Below are 18,350 nucleotides of genomic sequence, written 5' to 3' on the forward strand. Positions count from 1 at the left end.
CCATCCGGCTCACAAGGCCGCAGCGGACCCAGCCGGGGCCAAAGCGGCCCGGCGCGTGCCCACGCTGTCCATCACTCTCATTTACCGGCGCGCCCAGGCGCCGTGTTCACCATCGTAGGACTGTATCGATGTCGACCTGGTTACTTCCCGAGAATATTGCCGACGTGCTGCCGTCGGAAGCCCGCAAGATCGAAGAGTTGCGGCGCCATCTGCTGGACCGCTTTCGCGTCTACGGCTACGAGATGGTCATGCCGCCGCTGCTCGAATACCTCGAGTCGCTGCTGACGGGCGGGGGCCACGACCTGAATCTGCGCACCTTCAAGCTGGTCGATCAGTTGTCGGGCCGTACGCTCGGCCTGCGCGCCGACATCACCCCGCAGGTGGCGCGCATCGACGCGCACTTGCTCAACCGGCAGGGCGTGACGCGCCTGTGCTACGCCGGCAACGTGCTGCATACGCGTCCGCGCGGCCTGCATGCGACCCGCGAGCAGATCCAGATCGGCGCCGAAATCTACGGCCACGCCGGGCTCGAGGCGGACCTCGAGATCCAGCAGTTGATGCTCGACGCGCTGCGTCTGGCCGGTCTCGCCAAGGTGCGTCTGGACCTGTGTCATGCAGGCGTGCTGGCGGCCCTGATCGACGCCGAACCCGCTGCGGCGGCGCTCGGCGAATCGCTGTATGAAGCGCTTGCTGGCAAGGACGTGCCGCGCCTCGCCGAACTGACCGCGGATCTCACGCCGGCGACCCGCGACGCGCTGCGCGCCTTGCCGTCGCTGTACGGCGACGCCTCGGTCCTCGCGGAGGCCCGTGCCCGTTTGCCGGACACGCCGGAAATTGCCCGCGCGCTCGACGACCTGACCTTCCTCGCGAACCAGGTGGACGGCGCGGAAGTGATGATCGACCTGGCCGATTTGCGCGGCTATGCGTACCACAGCGGCGTGATGTTCTCGGCCTATGTGGACGGCGTGCCGAACGCGGTGGCGCGCGGCGGCCGTTACGACCACGTGGGCCAGGCCTACGGGCGGGCACGCGCCGCCACGGGCTTCTCGCTGGATCTGCGCGAAGTGGCGCGCATTTCCCCGGTGGAAGCGCGCAGCAGCGCGATTCTCGCACCGTGGCAGCACGATGACGCCCTGCGCGCCAGCGTGGCCGCGTTGCGCGATGCGGGCGAAGTGGTGATCCAGGCGTTGCCCGGTCACGACCACGCGCTCGACGAATTTGCTTGCGACCGCGTGCTGGTCGAGCGCAACGGCGCGTGGGTTGTCGAACCCCTTTCCTGAGCGTTGCAGTCACGTTGCAACGAGCGTTGCAAAGACCGGCGCGGTGCTGAGCCGCGCTATTCCGATATACCCAAGATAACGTCCATACCGTTGAGCGGAAACGGAAAAATTCGGAAGGTTCCGCGAAGATAGGTAGAATACGTTTTTAACCAGCTTACGAAACAACATGTCTGCCAGCGCAGTGAATGTGAACCCCGGGCGTAACGTCGTCGTCGTGGGGACCCAGTGGGGTGATGAAGGCAAGGGCAAGATCGTCGACTGGCTGACGGACCACGCTCAAGGCGTCGTTCGCTTCCAGGGCGGTCACAATGCCGGTCACACGCTTATCATCGGCGGCAAGAAAACCATCTTGCGCCTGATTCCGTCGGGCATCATGCATCCCGGCGTCGCGTGCTACATCGGCAATGGCGTCGTGTTGTCGCCGGAAGCGCTGTTCAAGGAAATTGGCGAGCTCGAAGCCGCCGGGGTGAATGTCCAGAATCGCCTCTTCATTTCCGAAGCCACCACCCTGATCCTGCCGTATCACATCGCCATCGACCAGGGCCGCGAAAAGCGCCGTGGCGCGGCCAAGATCGGCACCACCGGACGCGGCATCGGGCCAGCTTACGAAGACAAGGTGGCGCGCCGCGGTTTGCGCGTGCAGGACCTGTTCGAGCCGGAAAGCTTCGCCGAACGTCTGCGTGAAAACCTCGACTACCATAACTTCGTGTTGACGCAATACCTGGGCGTCGACGCTGTCGACTTCCAGCAGACGCTCGACTTGATGCTCAGCTACGCCGACCGTCTGAAGCCGATGGTCACGGACGTGTCGCGCCGCTTGTATGACGAAAACGCCAGGGGCGTCAACCTGCTGTTCGAAGGCGCGCAAGGCACGCTGCTCGACATCGACCACGGTACCTATCCGTATGTCACGTCGAGCAACTGCGTGGCCGGTGCGGCCGCTGCAGGCGCGGGCGTCGGTCCGCAAAAGCTGAACTACATTCTCGGCATCACCAAGGCGTACTGCACGCGCGTCGGTTCGGGCCCGTTCCCGAGCGAACTGTACGATGCGGACAACGCCAATCGTCAGGACCAGGTCGGCCTTAACCTGGCTACCGTCGGCAAGGAATTCGGTTCGGTCACCGGCCGTCCGCGCCGCACCGGCTGGCTCGATGCGGCGGCACTGCGCCGTTCGATCCAGATCAACGGCATCTCGGGCCTGTGCATGACCAAGCTCGACGTGCTCGACGGTCTCGACGAAGTGAAGCTGTGCGTGGGCTACACGGTGGATGGCAAGGACTGCGATATTCTGCCGCGCGGTGCGACGGAAGTGGAGCGTTGCGTACCGGTGTACGAGACGTTCGGTGGCTGGAAGGAAAGCACCGTCGGCATCAAGGAATGGGACAAGCTGCCGGCGAACGCCCGCGCTTACCTGACACGCGTGCAGGAAGTGGCCGGCGTGCCGATCGACATGGTTTCGACCGGTCCGGATCGTGACGAAACCATTCTTCTTCGCCACCCGTTCAAGGTTTAACTCATGACGCAGGGTGTACCGATGATTGCGATGAAGGACCCGCGCAACGACGACAAGAACCTGTGGGTCGGTTGGGACGAGTATCACCGCCTGATCGAACTGCTGGCGCTGGCTGTCCACGAGTCGGGCTGGAAGTTCGACAAGATCCTGTGCCTCGCGCGCGGCGGCTTGCGCGTGGGCGATCAGCTCTCGCGCATCTACGATCTGCCGCTGGCGATTCTGGCCACCAGTTCGTATCGCGAAGCGGCCGGCACGGAGCAGGGCGAACTCGACATCGCACAATACATCACGATGACGCGCGGCGAACTGTCCGGCAACGTGCTGCTGGTCGACGACCTGGTCGACTCGGGCGTGACGCTGGCGCGCGTGCAGCAGCATCTGAAGGAGCGCTATCCGGCCATCACGGCGGTGCGCTCGGCGGTGCTCTGGTACAAGGGTTGCTCGAAAGTGAAGCCCGACTATCACGTGCAGTTCCTGCCCACCAATCCGTGGATTCACCAGCCATTCGAGGAGTGGGACACGGTGCGTCCGCATAACCTCGGTGCCTGGATCAAGCGCGGTACCGCGCAGGAACGATCGGATCAGTGATGCGAATGGACACGTTCCGCGTGTCGCATCGAATCCGCCAGGACGGGGCCCTTTGGGGCTCCGTTTTTTTTTGCTGAGGTGAAGCAAGCCGTGGCGTAACCAGTGGTGTCAGCACAACAGGCCGGAGTGCTACCTTACAGGCAGTTTAGAATAGCGCTCGTTTTTCCGATCAGGAACGGATACTTTGCGTTTATGACAGATACCCATCACTTGCACAAACAGCCTCTGCCCACGCTCGCACTGGCTGCGATCGGAGTGGTGTTCGGCGACATCGGCACGAGCCCGTTGTATTCGCTGAAAGAGGCGTTCAGCCCGGCGCATGGTATCCCGTTGACCGACCAGTCCATCCTGGGGGTGATCTCGCTGCTGTTCTGGGCCATTGTGATCGTGGTCGGGGTCAAGTATGTGATGTTCGTCATGCGCGCTGACAACAACGGCGAAGGCGGCGTGCTCGCGCTGATGGCGCTGGCGCTGCGCTCGGTGGATCCGAAGAAGAAGCTGGCCGGTTTGCTGATGATGCTGGGCATCTTCGGCGCCTGCATGTTCTACGGCGACGCGGTGATTACGCCGGCCATCTCGGTGATCTCCGCCGTCGAAGGGCTGGAGATCGCGGCGCCTAATCTGTCGCATCTGGTGCTGCCGCTGACCATCGTCATTCTCATCGTGCTGTTCTGGATCCAGCGGCACGGCACCGCGCTGGTGGGGCGTCTGTTCGGACCGATCATGGTGATCTGGTTTGTGGTGATCGGGCTGCTCGGCCTCGCCCATATCGTGCAGTCGCCCAATGTGATTCGCGCGCTCAATCCCTACTACGCTTATTCGTTCATGGCGGCGCACGTGCTGCAGGCGTATGTCGTGCTCGGCTCGGTGGTGCTGGTGCTGACCGGCGCGGAAGCCTTGTATGCCGACATGGGCCACTTCGGCGCCAAGCCCATCCGGGTGGCCTGGTACGCGCTCGTGATGCCGTCGCTGGTGATGAACTACTTCGGGCAGGGCGCCTTGCTGATGCACGACCCGAAGGCGATCGAAAACCCGTTTTTCCTGCTCGCGCCTGACTGGGCGCTGCTGCCGCTCGTCGTACTGTCGACGGTGGCCACTGTGATCGCGTCGCAAGCGGTGATTTCCGGCGCTTACTCGCTGACGAGCCAGGCCATCCAGCTCGGCTACGTGCCGCGCATGAAGATCCTGCATACCTCGGATCTGGCGATCGGGCAGATCTACGTGCCGGTGGTGAACTGGCTGCTGCTGTTCATCATCCTGTGCATCGTGGTGGCCTTCAAGAGTTCGGACAACCTCGCCGCGGCCTACGGTATCGCGGTGACGGCCACCATGGTGATCACCACGATCCTCGCCTGCGTGGTGATGGTGAACGTGTGGAAGTGGAACAAGCTGCTGGTTGCGCTGATCATCGGTGGTTTGATGGTGGTCGATCTGGGCTTCTTCGGCGCCAACCTGCTGAAGGTCGCGGAGGGCGGCTGGCTGCCGCTCGGGATCGGCGCGCTGCTGTTCTTCCTGCTGATGACCTGGTTCAAGGGCAGGATGATCGTCAAGGAGCGCACGGCGGCCGACGGTATTCCGCTGATGCCGTTCCTGCAAGGGCTGCTCGCTCATCCGCCGCATCGCGTCTCGGGGACGGCGATCTATCTGACCGGCAGCGATACGCTCGTGCCGGTGAGCCTGCTGCACAATCTGAAGCACAACAAGGTGCTGCACGAGCGCACCATTTTCCTGACCTTCTCGACGCTCGATATTCCGTATGTGAACGATGCTGACCGCGTCACGGTCAAGGAGATCGGTGGCGGGCTGTTTCTGGTGAAAGCGGCCTACGGCTTCAACGAGACGCCCGATGTGAAGGCGGTGCTGACCGATGTGGGCCGCATGCACGACATGACCTTCGAATTGATGGACACGTCGTTCTTCCTCGCGCGCGAAACGGTGGTGCCGACGCAGTTGCCCGGCATGTCCGTGTGGCGCGAGCGGGTGTTTGCGTGGATGCATCAGAACGCGGCCAAGCCGACCGATTTTTTCAGCATCCCAGCGAATCGCGTTGTGGAGTTGGGGACGAAGATCGAGATTTGAGGTTGGCTGCTGCGTCTCGGCCGGCTTGTGTGGGCGGCGGAGCAGAGCGGGGAGCGGGCAATAAAAAAGCCCACGCGGTCTTGTGAACTGCGTGGGCTTTTTGTCGTGCAGCGTGTGCGGCGCGCCGGGCTGGCCGACCTACCGCCTTAATCAACTTAACGCTTGAGCTTGGCGAACGCCGCCGCCATGGCACCGGCCGGTTCCGGCTCACGCGAGCGCTGCGGTGCGCCACGTCCAGCGCCGCCCGGACGGGCGCCGCCACGGTCCTGCTGGCCGCCGCTGCGCGGCGCCGAGCTTGCCGCGCCGGCTGCGCCGAAGTCATCCGCGAGACGCATGGTCAGCGAAATGCGCTGACGCTTCACGTCCACTTCGAGCACCTTGACCTTGACGATCTGACCGGCCTTGACGACTTCGTGCGGGTCCTTGATGAACTTCGTCGACAGCGCCGACACGTGGACCAGACCGTCCTGATGCACGCCGATATCGATGAACGCACCGAAGGCCGCCACGTTGGTCACGACGCCTTCGAGCACCATGCCCGGCGACAGGTCGGAGATCTTCTCGACGCCTTCGCGGAAGGTGGCGGTCTTGAACTCGGGGCGCGGGTCGCGGCCCGGCTTTTCGAGTTCGGACAGGATGTCGCGCACGGTCGGCAGACCGAAGCGATCGTCGACGAACTCAGCCGGCGACAGGCCCGACAGCGCCTCCCGATTGCCCAGCACGTCGCCCACATGCTTGTTGATCTTCGCCAGCATGCGTTCGACCACCGGATACGCTTCCGGGTGCACCGACGAGCGGTCGAGCGGATTCTCGCCGTTGTTGATACGCAGGAAGCCGGCGGCCTGTTCGAAAGTCTTGTCGCCCAGACGCGGCACCTTGCGCAGATGTTCGCGCGAGGGGAACGGACCGTTCGCATCGCGGAAGTCGACGATATTGCGCGCGAGCGTCGCGTTCAGTCCGGAGACGCGCGCGAGCAGCGCCACGGACGCCGTATTCGCATCCACGCCCACGGCGTTCACGCAGTCTTCGACCACCGCGTCGAGCGAACGCGCCAGTTCACGCTGGTTCACGTCGTGCTGGTACTGGCCGACGCCAATCGCCTTCGGCTCGATCTTCACGAGCTCGGCGAGCGGATCCTGCAGACGACGCGCAATCGACACCGCGCCGCGCAGCGACACGTCCATGTCGGGGAATTCCTTCGCCGCCAGCTCTGAAGCCGAATACACCGACGCGCCCGCTTCGGACACGACGATCTTCTGCAGCTTGAACTCCGGATGGCGCGCGATCAGCTCGCTCGCCAGCTTGTCGGTCTCGCGCGACGCCGTGCCGTTGCCAATGCTGATCAGCTCGGCCTGGGTCTGCGCGCAGATCCGTGCGAGCTTGGCGATCGAGCCGTCCCAGTCGCGGCGCGGCTCGTGCGGGTAGATCACGTCGGTGGTGAGCACCTTGCCGGTCCGATCGACCACGGCCACCTTCACGCCGGTGCGCATCCCCGGATCGAGGCCGATCACAGCCTTCGGTCCCGCCGGCGCGGCCAGCAGCAGATCCTTCAGGTTGCGGGCAAACACGCGGATCGCCTCATGCTCGGCTTCTTCGCGCAGATTGGTGAGCAGTTCGTTTTCGATGTGCGGCTGCACCTTCACGCGCCAGCACCAGCGGCACACGTCGGCGAGCCACTTGTCGGCCGGACGGTTCTGGTTGGCGATGCCGAAGTGGCGCGCGATGAGCGCTTCGCCCGGATGCGGCACCTGCGCGTCCAGTTCTTCGCCGAGCCCGAGCTTGACCAGCAGCACGCCGGCATTGCGGCCGCGGAACAGGGCGAGTGCGCGATGCGACGGCACCGTCCTGATGGTTTCCGAATAGTCGTAGTAATCGCGGAATTTCTCTTCTTCCGCGCTTTCCTTGCCTTCCACCACTTTCGACGACACCACGCCCTGGTTGAACAGGTACTCGCGCAGCTTGCCGAGCAATTCGGCGGTTTCGCCGAATTGCTCCGACAGGATGTCGCGCGCGCCGTCCAGCGCCGCCTTCACGTCGGCCACGCCCTTTTCGGCGTCCACGTACTGAGCGGCTTCGGTCTGCGGATCGAGCAGGGCATTGCCGAGCAGCGCGTCGGCCAGCGGCTGGAGCCCCGCTTCGCGGGCGATCTGCGCGCGCGTGCGGCGTTTCGGTTTGTAAGGCAGATACAGGTCTTCCAGCACCTGCTTGCTGTCCGCCCCTTCAATCGCGGCGCGCAACTCGTCGGTCATCTTGCCCTGTTCGTCGATGCTCGCGACGATCGACGCGCGGCGGTCTTCCAGTTCGCGCAGATACAGGAGCCGTTCCTCGAGGTTACGCAACTGCGTGTCGTCGAGATTGTCGGTCACTTCCTTGCGGTAACGCGCGATAAACGGAACAGTCGCGCCTTCGTCGAGGAGTTGCACCGCCGCTGCGACCTGGCGCGGCTGCACGGAGAGTTCGCTGGCGATGCGCTGTACGATCTTGAGTGCTACGGTTTCCGTCATAGGGTCTAGGTGTTCCTGCCGGACTCAATCTAAGGCCGCGCATGGCGGCACGCGGGACGCGTGCACGCTGCGACCGGGTTGCTGAAGCGGGGCATTTTGCCATAAATGCCAAAGGGCTCAACCGCGGGGTGATAGAATTTCGGGCATGTTCCGTTGCCCATCTACGACGTTGCCGATCTCCCGTTTTCCACTTGCTTCGCTTCTCGCCACACGTGCCGCGCCGCTTTTCACCTGCGCAGCACTTGGCGTTGCCGCCGCCTCTTTCGCCGTGTCCGCACCGGCGTTTGCGCAAGACCAGCCGGCGTTAGCAGGTTCGGCCACGCCGTCCGCGGGGTCGGCGGGGATGAACGGCTCCGCAGCCCCGGGTACGGCACTGCGCGCCGACGACGGCCAACTGGGCGGCCCGGCCGGCGCCTCGGATGCCAGGGCGGCGAGCGCGGACGCCGCATCGGGTGCGGCGCCCGGCAACGATTTCGACGCGCGGCAAACGGTGCTGAACCACCGCAGCGCGGAAAACAACTATAACTTCGCGGTTGCCGAGCATGACTGCTACAGCAAGTTCTTTGTGAACTACTGTATCGACAAGGCGCGCGACCGGATGCGCACCGTGCAGGCCGATATCCGCAAGGAGCAGCTCGCGCTGGATGCGGAAGAGCGTACGTCGCGCGCGCAGCAGCGCGACGAGAAGGCGGCGTTGCAGCGCGCGCAGGACGAGGCCAATGCCCCGCAGCGCGCCGCGGACGACGCGCGCAATGCCGCGGCGTACGAGGACAAGCAGCGCCAGCATCAGCTGGATCAGGCGCAGCGTGCGGCCGAGGCGCCGCAGCGCGCGGCCAACGAGCAGTCTTATCAGCAGAAGGTGCAGCAGCATGCGCTGGATCAGGCGCAGCGTGGCGTGAGCGTGCCGCAGGCGGCCGCGAACCAGCAGGCGTACGACCAGAAGCAGGCGAACTTCCAGACCCAACTCGAGCAGGCCCGTCAGCAGGGCGCGCAGAAGGCGCAGGAGCGCGTCGAGAAGCAGGAGAGCTACCAGCGCAAGCAGGAGACGGCCGCGCAGCACAGGCAGGACGTCGAGACCCGCCAGAAGCAGGCTGCCGACAAGGCGGCGCAAAAACAGCAGGAGCAGTTGCAGGAACAGCAGCAACAGCAGGAGCAGCAAAAGCTGCAGCAACAGCAGCAGTAACGCGTTTTTAGCCGGACAGCAACCTCAGGCGTCTGGGCTGCACGAGGCAGTCGGCGCCGCATAGCAAGAGGAGGCGAGCATGCGCGACCATCATCACGTCATCGACGCGAACGCACTTCAGGACCGCATTCTGCAACTGGAATCGGAACATAGTGGACTGGATCGTCTGATCGACAAAATGTCGGATGAGCCCGGCTTCGACGACCTCGAGTTGCAGCGCCTTAAAAAGCGCAAGCTCAAGGTCAAGGACACCATTATCTTGCTGCAGTTGCAGCTCGAACCGGACACGCGCGCTTAGGCGCGCGACCTGGCAGGCGCCGGGTCGCCCCGCGCGCACCGGATTTTGCAGGAAACGCTTGCCTTGAATTCACCGCTTGTTACTTCTTCGCGCAGCTCGTCGGACGACGAAGCGCCCGCACGCGAGCCACGCGCCGCCGGGAACGCGCTCGCGTCCTCGCTGAACCCCCGCCGCAAGACCGAGCTCGACGACATTTTCGCCGCCGACGGCCTGCTTGCGCGCCAGATCGACGGTTACCGCTCGCGGGCCTCGCAGATCGAGATGGCGCGCGCGGTCGCCGCCGCCATGGAAGCGTCGGGCCGCGCCATGCCCGAGCCGGCGATGTTCGAGGCGCAGAAGCGGCCCGCGCGGCGTCTGCAGGCGCCCACGGGAGACGCACAGGCGGCCGCCGCTTCGGACACCGCAACGAGCGAGGCAGAAGGCGGCCTCGACGGCAGCGAGAACACATTGATCGTGGAGGCGGGGACGGGCACCGGCAAGACCTACGCGTACCTCGTGCCGGCCATGCTATGGGGCGGCAAGGTGATCGTCTCGACCGGCACCAAGCACTTGCAGGACCAGTTGTTCCAGCGCGATATCCCGACTGTGCGCGATGCGCTGGCCGTGCCGGTCACGGTGGCGATGCTCAAGGGTCGCGCGAACTATCTGTGCCACTACTATCTGCAGCGTACGGCGGACAACGGCCGCTTGCCGTCGCGCCAGGAAACCTCGTATCTGCAGGACATCATCCGCTTTGCGAAGATCACGCGCACCGGCGACAAGGCCGAGCTCGCGAGCGTGCCGGAGACGGCCGCGGTCTGGTCGATGGTGACCTCGACCCGTGAAAACTGCCTCGGCCAGGAGTGCCCGCATTACAAGGAATGCTTCGTGATGCAGGCGCGTCGCGAGGCGCAGCAGGCTGACATCGTGGTGGTCAACCACCACCTGTTTTTCGCGGACATCATGTTGCGCGACACGGGCATGGCCGAACTGCTGCCCACCGCCAATACCATCGTCTTCGACGAAGCGCATCAATTGCCGGAAACCGCCACGCTGTTCTTCGGCGAGACGCTCTCCACCGCGCAGTTTCTCGAACTCGCCCGCGATTCGGTAGCCGAGGGTCTCGGCCATGCGCGTGAGGTGGTCGACTGGGTGAAGCTCGGCGCGGCGCTCGAACGCTCGGCGCGCGACGTGCGCCTGGCTTTCAGGGAGGACTCGGTGCGGCTCTCGATCGGCCAGTTGCCCGACGATCATCCGCTGTTCCCCGCGCTCGAAACGCTTGAGACGGAACTGACCGCGCTCGCCGATGCGCTGTCGAGCCAGGCGGAGCGCGCCGAGTCGATTGGCGCCTGTCTGCGGCGCGCCCGCGAGTTGCAGGGCATCCTGGCGGGCTGGACCACGCCGCCTACGGAAACCGAACGCGACGCCGCTGCGGGTGCCACAGACGCCAAGGCCGCCGCGGCCGATCCGAACGAAAAGGTGCGCTGGATCGAAGTGTTCGCGCATACCGTGCAGTTGCACGAAACGCCGCTGTCGGTGGCGCCGATCTTCGCCAAGCAGCGCGCCGGCGTGCCGCGCGCGTGGATCTTCACGTCGGCGACGCTCTCGGTGCGCGGCGATTTCACGCACTATGCGGCGCAGATGGGCCTGAACGCGCGCCGCTCGATGACGCTGCCGAGCCCCTTCGACTATCCGACTCAGGGTCTGCTGTACGTGCCGCGCAATCTGCCGCAGCCGTCCTCGCCGATGTTCACCGACGCGGTGTTCGAAGCCGCGTTGCCGGCTATCGAGGCGTCGGGCGGCGGCGTGTTCATGCTGTGCACGACCTTGCGCGCCGTCGACAAGATCGCGACGAAGCTACGCGATACGATCGAGAAGCGCGGCTGGAATTACCCGCTGCTGGTGCAGGGCGACGCGAGCCGCACGGAATTGCTGGATCGTTTCCGCTCCTATGGCAACGCCATCCTGGTGGGCAGCCAGAGCTTCTGGGAAGGCGTGGACGTGCGTGGCGACGCGCTGTCGCTCGTGGTGATCGACAAGCTGCCGTTTGCGCCGCCCGACGACCCGGTGCTGGCCGCCCGGCTCGATGCATTGACCAAGAAGGGCTTGAGCCCGTTTGCGGTTCACCAGTTGCCGCAGGCGGTGATTACGCTCAAGCAGGGCGCAGGGCGTCTGATTCGCGCAGAGACCGATCGCGGCGTGCTGATGATCTGCGACACGCGTCTTGTCGACAAACCCTATGGGCGCCGTATATGGCAGAGCCTGCCGCCTTTTAAGCGGACCCGGGAGATCGACGTGGTGCGCGAGTTCTTCGAAGAGCGGACGGCGCCGTCTGCGGATTGAAAATCAGATTGAAGGGAATGTGTCAGGTTAAGAAGGTCGGCGCGAAAACGCTGACCTGAATCAACTGAACTGAAAGAGCTGGCTTGCAATAATCAGTCTGTAATAATCGGCCTCAGACAGAATCGGACTTAGAAAGAATCGGCCTCAGAAAGGGCCTCAGAAAGGCAAAACGCCACGGATGTGAATCCGTGGCGTTTTGCTTTACTGCACCAGCAGATCGGGTTGATCCGCCGGTGCAGTTTTCGCCCAGAGGCGAACCCTGTACGACAGCTTACTGGCTTGCGCCCGAAGCCGGAGCAGCAGCCGAAGCAGCAGCATCCGAAGCTGCAGCGCCTGCGTCCGAAGCAGCGGTAGTAGCCGAAGCAGCAGCGTCGCTCGCAGCAGCAGCGCTCGAAGCAGCAGCGCCTGCATCCGAAGCAGCAGCAGGTGCCGAAGCAGCCGATGCATCGCTAGCCGGGGCAGCTGCTTGGTCGCTGCTCTTGTTGCATGCAGCCAGTGCCACAGCTGCCAACAGGGATGCTACGAGGAGGGATTTCTTCATGATCACGTCCTTTTATGGTTAAAGGTAAGCAACAGCGCAAAATAATACCGGTAATGTGCTCCAACACCGACCTGGGCCGCTGGTGGAGACGCACTTCACAAGAGCGTGAATCTTCCCTACGGCTTGGGCGGAAATTATATGCACTTTCGTATCGACCGTCGACAAATCCGGGGTCAATACGTTGTCTTTCTCATACAAAATTTCACAGTACTTCATAACAGGCAGACGAAGCTTAGACAGGCTCGTCCACTTGTATCCAGCCCGCACGATACCACTCGTGCAGCAATGCTGTCACCGATGAATCGTCTGAGAGTGTTACAAAGCGTTTCGCACTCAGACACCGGCTATCAGCGAATTCAATCAACCACTTTTTCAGACCTGCGAGCCGATTTTCTTCTCCATTCAAGAAGAAAAAGCGGCTGTTGTACAGCAAAACCGACTTCCGGTCGAGTCGAAGACCGAAGTTTGAAGCGCGTTGAATAAAACGCGCTTCGTTAAGCGGCTGTTCGGGCGGATCGAAGACGACGCTCGGCTTCGGTTCGCTCAGATAGGCGCCGAGGAACGCCGCGATGTCCTTCTCGTTCCATCTGACCTGAGCAAGGATCGCGCCCACCCGTTCGACCAGCGCGGCAGGAAGCTCGGCCGGATGGGCCACGGCGGGCTGCTGCGGGTCGCGGTACAGCTTCGGCGCGCGCTCCTGGCGGTCGTCGCTTTCTCCGCGCTCGGCGAGATGATACAGAAACTGCGCGGTGAGCTCGCTCGAGGAGGGCGCACGAAAGCCGATCGAGCAGGTCATGCACTCGCCCTCGGCCACGCCGTCATGGGCGATGTGTGGCGGCAGATACAGCATGTCGCCCGGTTCGAGCACCCATTCCTCTTCCGGCTCGAAGTTTTGTAAAACTTTCAAGGGCACGCCGGGACGCAACGACAGATCGCGCTGCGCGCTGATTCGCCAGCGACGCTTGCCGTGCACCTGCAGCAGGAATACGTCGTACGAATCGAAGTGCGGGCCGACCCCGCCGCCGTCGCTTGCATACGAAATCATCAGGTCGTCGAGACGCGCGTCCGGCACGAAGCGGAAGCGGTCGAGCAGGGCGCGGGCGCGGTCGTCATGCAGGTCGACACCCTGGACCAGCAGGGTCCATGCGCGCTGCTTGAGCGAAGGCAATTCGTCAGCCGCAAACGGGCCGTGTTCCAGTTGCCATTTGTTGCGAAAGTGCGTGATCAGACGCGCTTCCACTTCGTCCTGATCGGCCAGCTCGAATAGCTCGTCGCGCGAGAGCGGCGCGGCGACGTTCGGGATCGCCTGACGGATCAGCAGCGGCTTCTTTTGCCAGTACCGGCGCATGAATTGCGACGGAGTGAGATTGCCGAGCAGCGGCGTCGGCAGGTCGGGCGAGGGCGGCAGAACCGGCGAAGAAATCCGCGTAGAAGCTGCGTGCGCCGGGTGGTCAAGGGGCCGCTTGGGCATCGTATAATGTGAGTTGTATTCTGGAGAATCGAATGAAAATTGCAAAGAACACCGTCGTGTCGGTCGCTTACAAGCTGTCGGATGCGCAGGGCAACCTGATTGAAGAAAGCGACGAGCCGATGGTCTATCTGCACGGCGGCTATGATGGCACGTTCCCCAAGATCGAGGAAGAGCTCGACGGCCATGAGGCTGGTTTCGAGACCCAGATCCAGCTGGAGCCGCAAGACGCGTTTGGCGAATACGATCCCGATCTGGTGAAGATCGAGCCGCGCAATCGCTTCCCCGAACCGCTCGAAGTCGGTATGCAATTCGAAGGCACGCCGGAAGAAGGTGACGAGGATATCGACTCGCTGGTCTACGTCGTGACCGACGTCGCGGAAGACAAGGTGGTGCTCGACGGCAACCATCCGCTCGCCGGCATGGCGCTGCGTTTTGCGCTGACGGTCAAGGACGTGCGCCCTGCAACCGAAGACGAAATCCAGCACGAGCACGCCCACGGCGCGGATGGCCTGGAAGTACTCGACGAGGATGACGACGAAGGCGACGAAGAGCCGTCAGGGCCCACGCTGCACTGAGCTGGCGGCCATGCCTGGGGCGCCCGGACTGGTGGGCGCGCTGGGTGTGCCGGGCATGCCGGGTGCGCCATTCATGGCCGGCGCCTCGCCGCCTTGAAGCGGCGGACCAGGCTGCTCCGATGGCGGCGAACTGGGCAGCAGCGGCGGCAGATTCGACGCCGGGTTCAACGACTGATTCAGCGCGGGCGGTGTGGGCAAGGCGGGCGCGGTCTCGTCGGCCGGCGGCGCGGGCTGCACGGCCGGTGCCACCTGTGTGGACTGAACCGGCAGCAGCGGCAGGTTTTTCGGCACGTCGCGCACACTCACGCGGAACGGCGGCCGGCGCGCCATATCGGCTTCAATCTGAATCCACTGGTCAAGACGGTTACGCGGCGCAATGGCGATGCGCGTGAGATTCGTCACCACCTCCCCTTTGTCGTTGCGTAACGGCTGGTCGATCACAAAGCCGCCGGCTGCGCGCTGGTCGTCGCAATGGATCAGCAGGACAGGCCCGCGGAAAATCTCGGCCGCCTTGACGAGGCTGCGCTTGAGTTCCAGAAAGCCGTCGCGATGCGAGTTGCGGGCGAAGCGCAACCAGGCGAAACGGTCCGGCCGCTCATATCGTTCGGGGTCCAGATCACCTTGAATGAACACCACGATCGCACGCGCATCACGCCGTTTCGCATATTCGGCCGCGTGCTCCAGCCAGAATGCATTGGCGACTACACGATCTTCGAACTCGCCATTGCGCCCGCCGGCGGTCAGATAGTGATTGTTCGGATCGGGCGCGTTCAGGCCGATGAATACCGTGTCGCCGAGTTGCCAGCGCACGTTCTCGCGATAGGGCCGAAAGCGCGAGACTTCGCTCTCGCGTGTGAGCGCGAGCGGGTTCTGCCCCATCGAGGAGGCGTCCGCGAACACTGTCTGGCGCAACTGGTCGAGCCGTTCAACCGGATCGAACCCACCCGCCTCAGTCGTGCCGCAATCGGTCCAGTCGTGCTGGCCCGGAATAAAGATCAGCGCCGGACGTGACGCTTCCAGCAGGGTCTGGCGCCGCTCGTATAGCGAGTCGCGGCAGGCTTCCTTCGCGCCCTTCAGATTGCCGTCGTAGACGATGAACGACATGTCGCGGTCGCGGCCGATTGCGTCGATTAGCCGCTGGGTCGGCGCTTCGTCCGCCGGGCTTTGCAGCGTGCCGGCGATGACGGCGAAGGTATAGCGAACCGGCGCCGCCCGCACCCGCGGCGACATGCCGCCCGCCAGGATCAGGGCGACAGCCAGCGCCGCGCACAGGGTGCGCGGCGGCTGCCGGTCGCGGCGCCGATCAATGATCGGCATCCGGCGCAGCGGCCAGGTCGTACAGTTCATAGAGCAGGTCCAACGCGTCGCGCGGGCGTAACTCGTTCGGATCGATGGCCCGCAAACGCGCGAGCAGCGCTTGCTCCGCGGCGGTGAGCGCGGGGGCGGGCGGGGCGGCATCTTCGCGATCGTCATCGGCGTCCTGGAGCATCAGGGGCGCTGAGAACAGATCCAGTTGCGGCGCCGGTTGTGCCGCCGATTGCTGCTCGAGGTGCGCCAGATGCTTGCGTGCCGCGCGGATCACCGCGGCCGGCACGCCGGCGAGTTGGGCCACCTGCAGACCGTAGCTCTGATTCGCCGGACCATCGCTTACCGCATGCAGGAACACGATGCCGTGGCCATGCTCGACCGCCGAGAGATGGACGTTGGCCGCTTGCGGAAATTCCGCGGGCAGTTGCGTCAGCTCAAAGTAATGCGTGGCGAATAGCGTGTGGCAGCCGTTGTGCGCCAGCAGATGCCGGGCGATGGCCCACGCAAGGGCGAGACCGTCGAAGGTCGAGGTGCCGCGGCCGATTTCGTCCATCAGCACGAGGCTTTGCGGCGTCGCGTCGTTGAGGATCGCGGCGGCCTCCGTCATTTCGACCATGAACGTGGAGCGGCCGCCGGCCAGGTCGTCGGCGGCGCCGATACGCGTGAAGATGCGATCGATCGGGCCGAACGAAGCGCGCCGCGCCGGCACGTAGCTGCCCACGTAAGCCATCAACGCGATCAGCGCGGTCTGGCGCATGAAGGTCGACTTACCGCCCATGTTCGGGCCGGTGATCAGCAGCAGCTTGCGTTCGGGGTTCAGCGTGCAGTCGTTGGCGATGAATTGCTCGACCTGTGCCTCGACGACCGGGTGCCGCCCCTGTTCGATCTCGATGCCGCCATTCGCCGAAAACGACGGCGCGACCCAGTCGAGCGCGCGGGCCCGCTCGGCGAACGCCGCCAGCAGGTCCAGCTCCGCGAGCGCCGAGGCGACCCGCTGGCAATCCGCGATGAAGGGCAGCAGGGCCTGCAGCAAGCCGTCGTAGAGCGAGCGTTCGCGTGCGAGTGCGCGTTCCTGGGCCGACAGGGCTTTGTCCTCGAAGGTCTTCAGTTCCGGCGTGATGTAGCGTTCGGCGTTCTTCAGCGTCTGGCGCCGGCGATAGTCGTCCGGCACCTTGTCGGTCTGGCCGCGCGTGACTTCGATGTAGAAGCCATGCACCTTGTTGTATTCGACGCGCAGATTGCCGATGCCGGTGCGGGCCCGCTCGCGCGTCTCGAGGTCGATCAGGAACTGCCCGCAGTTCTCGGAGATGTCGCGCAGTTCGTCCAGTTCGGCATCGTAGCCGCGTGCGATCACGCCGCCGTCGCGCACCATCGCAGCCGGTTCCGGCGCGACCGCCAGCTTCAGCAGGTCGACGCAAGGCGCCGGCGGTTCGAGCGCGGCATCGATGCGCGCGAGCGAGTCCGCGGCGCCCGTCACGGCGGCCAGCAGCGTGCGCAACTCGGGCAGGGCGATGAAGGTATCGCGCAGGCTCGACAGGTCGCGCGGACGGGCGGACAGCAAGGCGAGACGCCCGGTGATCCGTTCGATATCGGAGATCTGCCGCAGGGCGCTGCGCAAGGTGTCGACGCTCGCCGCCGGCGGTGCATCGAGCAGCGCGCCGATGGCTTGCTGGCGCGCCTGGGCAAGCGCGGCCTGGCGTGGCGGATGATGCAGCCAGTGACGCAGCAGGCGGCTGCCCATTGTCGTGCAGCAGGTGTCGAGCAGCGAACACAGCGTGGGGCTTTCGGTGCCGCGCAGCGTTTCGGTCAGTTCGAGGTTGCGGCGCGTGGCGGGGTCGAGCCCAATATATTCGGACTCGTATTCCACCTTGAGGCTGCGCACATGGCGCAGTTGCTGGCCCTGGGTCGCGGCCGCGTAGAGCAGCAAGGCGCCGGCGGCGCCGCAGGCGCTCGACAGCGAGTGCGCGCCGAAGCCGTCGAGGCTCGCCACGTCCATCTGATCGCACAGGCGCTGCGTACCCGAGGCGACGTCGAAGTGCCACACGGGTACGCGAGTCAGCGCGCCGGAACCGGTGGGCGGCGACCACGTGCTGGCTTCGGACGTCACGTCGGCGATCAGAATTTCCGCGGGGCGAATCCGTTCGAGCGCGGCGGCGGCCTGGTCGGGAGCCACTTCCGCGAGGCGCAATGCGCCGCTTGCCAGGTTCAGCCACGCGAGGCCCACGTTGGTGGCCACGCCGCGCCGGTTGTGGCCGACGCAGACGGCGAGCAGATAGACGTCGTTCTTGTCGGACAGCAGCGCGGCGTCGGTCAGCGTGCCGGGCGTGACGACGCGCACGACTTTACGTTCGACCGGCCCTTTCGAGGTGGCCGGATCGCCGATCTGTTCGCAGATGGCGACCGATTCGCCAAGCTTCACCAGCTTGGCCAGATACTGTTCGACGGCGTGATGCGGCACGCCGGCCATCTTGATCGGGTTACCCGCCGACGCGCCACGCTGCGTCAGCGTGAGATCGAGCAGACGTGCGGCTTTCTCCGCATCGTCGAAAAACAGCTCGTAGAAATCGCCCATCCGGTAGAACACGAGCGTGCCCGGATGATCCGCCTTGATGCGCAGGTATTGCTGCATCATCGGCGTATGTTGTGCGACGTCATTGGCCGCTGCGGTTTGAATGCCCATCCTGAGTG

At 64.5% G+C, this 18,350-nt stretch carries 13 protein-coding genes; 8 read left to right on the forward strand and 5 right to left on the reverse strand.

The annotated features are described in order from the left end of the window. Window positions 1-128: 128 nt before the first annotated feature. From P3T42_RS06925 to P3T42_RS06940, 4 genes are all read left to right on the forward strand, one after another. Window positions 129-1,280 (forward strand): ATP phosphoribosyltransferase regulatory subunit, encoded by a 1,152-nt coding sequence (locus P3T42_RS06925; RefSeq protein WP_429305530.1) that lies wholly within the window; start codon window positions 129-131, stop codon window positions 1,278-1,280. A 166-nt stretch (window positions 1,281-1,446) separates the two neighbouring features. Further along, window positions 1,447-2,793 carry an adenylosuccinate synthase gene (locus P3T42_RS06930; protein ID WP_074299794.1) on the forward strand — a complete coding sequence of 449 codons (1,347 nt, stop codon included), beginning with the start codon at window positions 1,447-1,449 and terminating at the stop codon, window positions 2,791-2,793. A 3-nt stretch (window positions 2,794-2,796) separates the two neighbouring features. After that, window positions 2,797-3,381 carry a phosphoribosyltransferase gene (locus P3T42_RS06935; RefSeq protein WP_074299792.1) on the forward strand — a complete coding sequence of 195 codons (585 nt, stop codon included), beginning with the start codon at window positions 2,797-2,799 and terminating at the stop codon, window positions 3,379-3,381. A gap of 192 nt (window positions 3,382-3,573) precedes the next feature. Then, window positions 3,574-5,460: a potassium transporter Kup gene (locus P3T42_RS06940; protein ID WP_429305531.1), complete on the forward strand. Its 1,887-nt coding sequence runs from the start codon at window positions 3,574-3,576 to the stop codon at window positions 5,458-5,460. 155 nt (window positions 5,461-5,615) lie between these two features. On the opposite strand, the gene P3T42_RS06945 is transcribed toward P3T42_RS06940, so the two are convergent. Beyond that, window positions 5,616-7,964 carry a Tex family protein gene (locus tag P3T42_RS06945; protein WP_074299787.1) on the reverse strand — a complete coding sequence of 783 codons (2,349 nt, stop codon included), beginning with the start codon at window positions 7,962-7,964 and terminating at the stop codon, window positions 5,616-5,618. A 145-nt stretch (window positions 7,965-8,109) separates the two neighbouring features. On the opposite strand from P3T42_RS06945, the gene P3T42_RS06950 reads away from it, so the two are divergent. The 3 genes from P3T42_RS06950 to P3T42_RS06960 all read left to right on the forward strand — a co-directional run bounded on the left by P3T42_RS06950 (window position 8,110) and on the right by P3T42_RS06960 (window position 11,767). Further along, window positions 8,110-9,147 (forward strand): hypothetical protein, encoded by a 1,038-nt coding sequence (locus tag P3T42_RS06950; protein ID WP_429305532.1) that lies wholly within the window; start codon window positions 8,110-8,112, stop codon window positions 9,145-9,147. Between the two features lie 79 nt (window positions 9,148-9,226). Next, a complete protein-coding gene (locus tag P3T42_RS06955; RefSeq protein WP_074264202.1) occupies window positions 9,227-9,445 on the forward strand; it encodes a DUF465 domain-containing protein in 219 nt (72 codons plus the stop codon). A gap of 63 nt (window positions 9,446-9,508) precedes the next feature. Continuing rightward, window positions 9,509-11,767: an ATP-dependent DNA helicase gene (locus P3T42_RS06960; RefSeq protein ID WP_429305533.1), complete on the forward strand. Its 2,259-nt coding sequence runs from the start codon at window positions 9,509-9,511 to the stop codon at window positions 11,765-11,767. Window positions 11,768-12,038: 271 nt separating this feature from the next. On the opposite strand, the gene P3T42_RS06965 is transcribed toward P3T42_RS06960, so the two are convergent. Continuing rightward, window positions 12,039-12,308, reverse strand: coding sequence for a hypothetical protein (locus tag P3T42_RS06965; protein WP_074299784.1), 270 nt, complete (start codon window positions 12,306-12,308; stop codon window positions 12,039-12,041). A 232-nt stretch (window positions 12,309-12,540) separates the two neighbouring features. Continuing rightward, window positions 12,541-13,779, reverse strand: a complete 1,239-nt coding sequence (locus tag P3T42_RS06970; RefSeq protein ID WP_429305534.1) for a JmjC domain-containing protein — start codon at window positions 13,777-13,779, stop codon at window positions 12,541-12,543. A 32-nt stretch (window positions 13,780-13,811) separates the two neighbouring features. Here P3T42_RS06970 and P3T42_RS06975 point away from each other — a divergent pair, with 32 nt between their 5' ends. Beyond that, window positions 13,812-14,354, forward strand: a complete 543-nt coding sequence (locus tag P3T42_RS06975) for an FKBP-type peptidyl-prolyl cis-trans isomerase (protein ID WP_074299780.1) — start codon at window positions 13,812-13,814, stop codon at window positions 14,352-14,354. On the opposite strand, the gene P3T42_RS06980 is transcribed toward P3T42_RS06975, so the two are convergent. Together P3T42_RS06980 and mutS are read right to left on the reverse strand one after the other, a co-directional pair. Further along, window positions 14,334-15,671: a hypothetical protein gene (locus P3T42_RS06980; RefSeq protein WP_429305626.1), complete on the reverse strand. Its 1,338-nt coding sequence runs from the start codon at window positions 15,669-15,671 to the stop codon at window positions 14,334-14,336. The two genes, P3T42_RS06975 and P3T42_RS06980, sit on opposite strands and share 21 nt — an antisense overlap. Next, window positions 15,658-18,342 (reverse strand): DNA mismatch repair protein MutS, encoded by a 2,685-nt coding sequence (gene mutS / locus P3T42_RS06985; protein ID WP_429305535.1) that lies wholly within the window; start codon window positions 18,340-18,342, stop codon window positions 15,658-15,660. Before mutS ends, P3T42_RS06980 begins: the two co-directional genes overlap by 14 nt. Window positions 18,343-18,350 lie beyond the last annotated feature (8 nt).

Origin of the sequence: Paraburkholderia sp. GAS38, assembly GCF_050434965.1 — a bacterium.
Taxonomy (GTDB): Bacteria; Pseudomonadota; Gammaproteobacteria; order Burkholderiales; family Burkholderiaceae; genus Paraburkholderia; species Paraburkholderia phenazinium_A.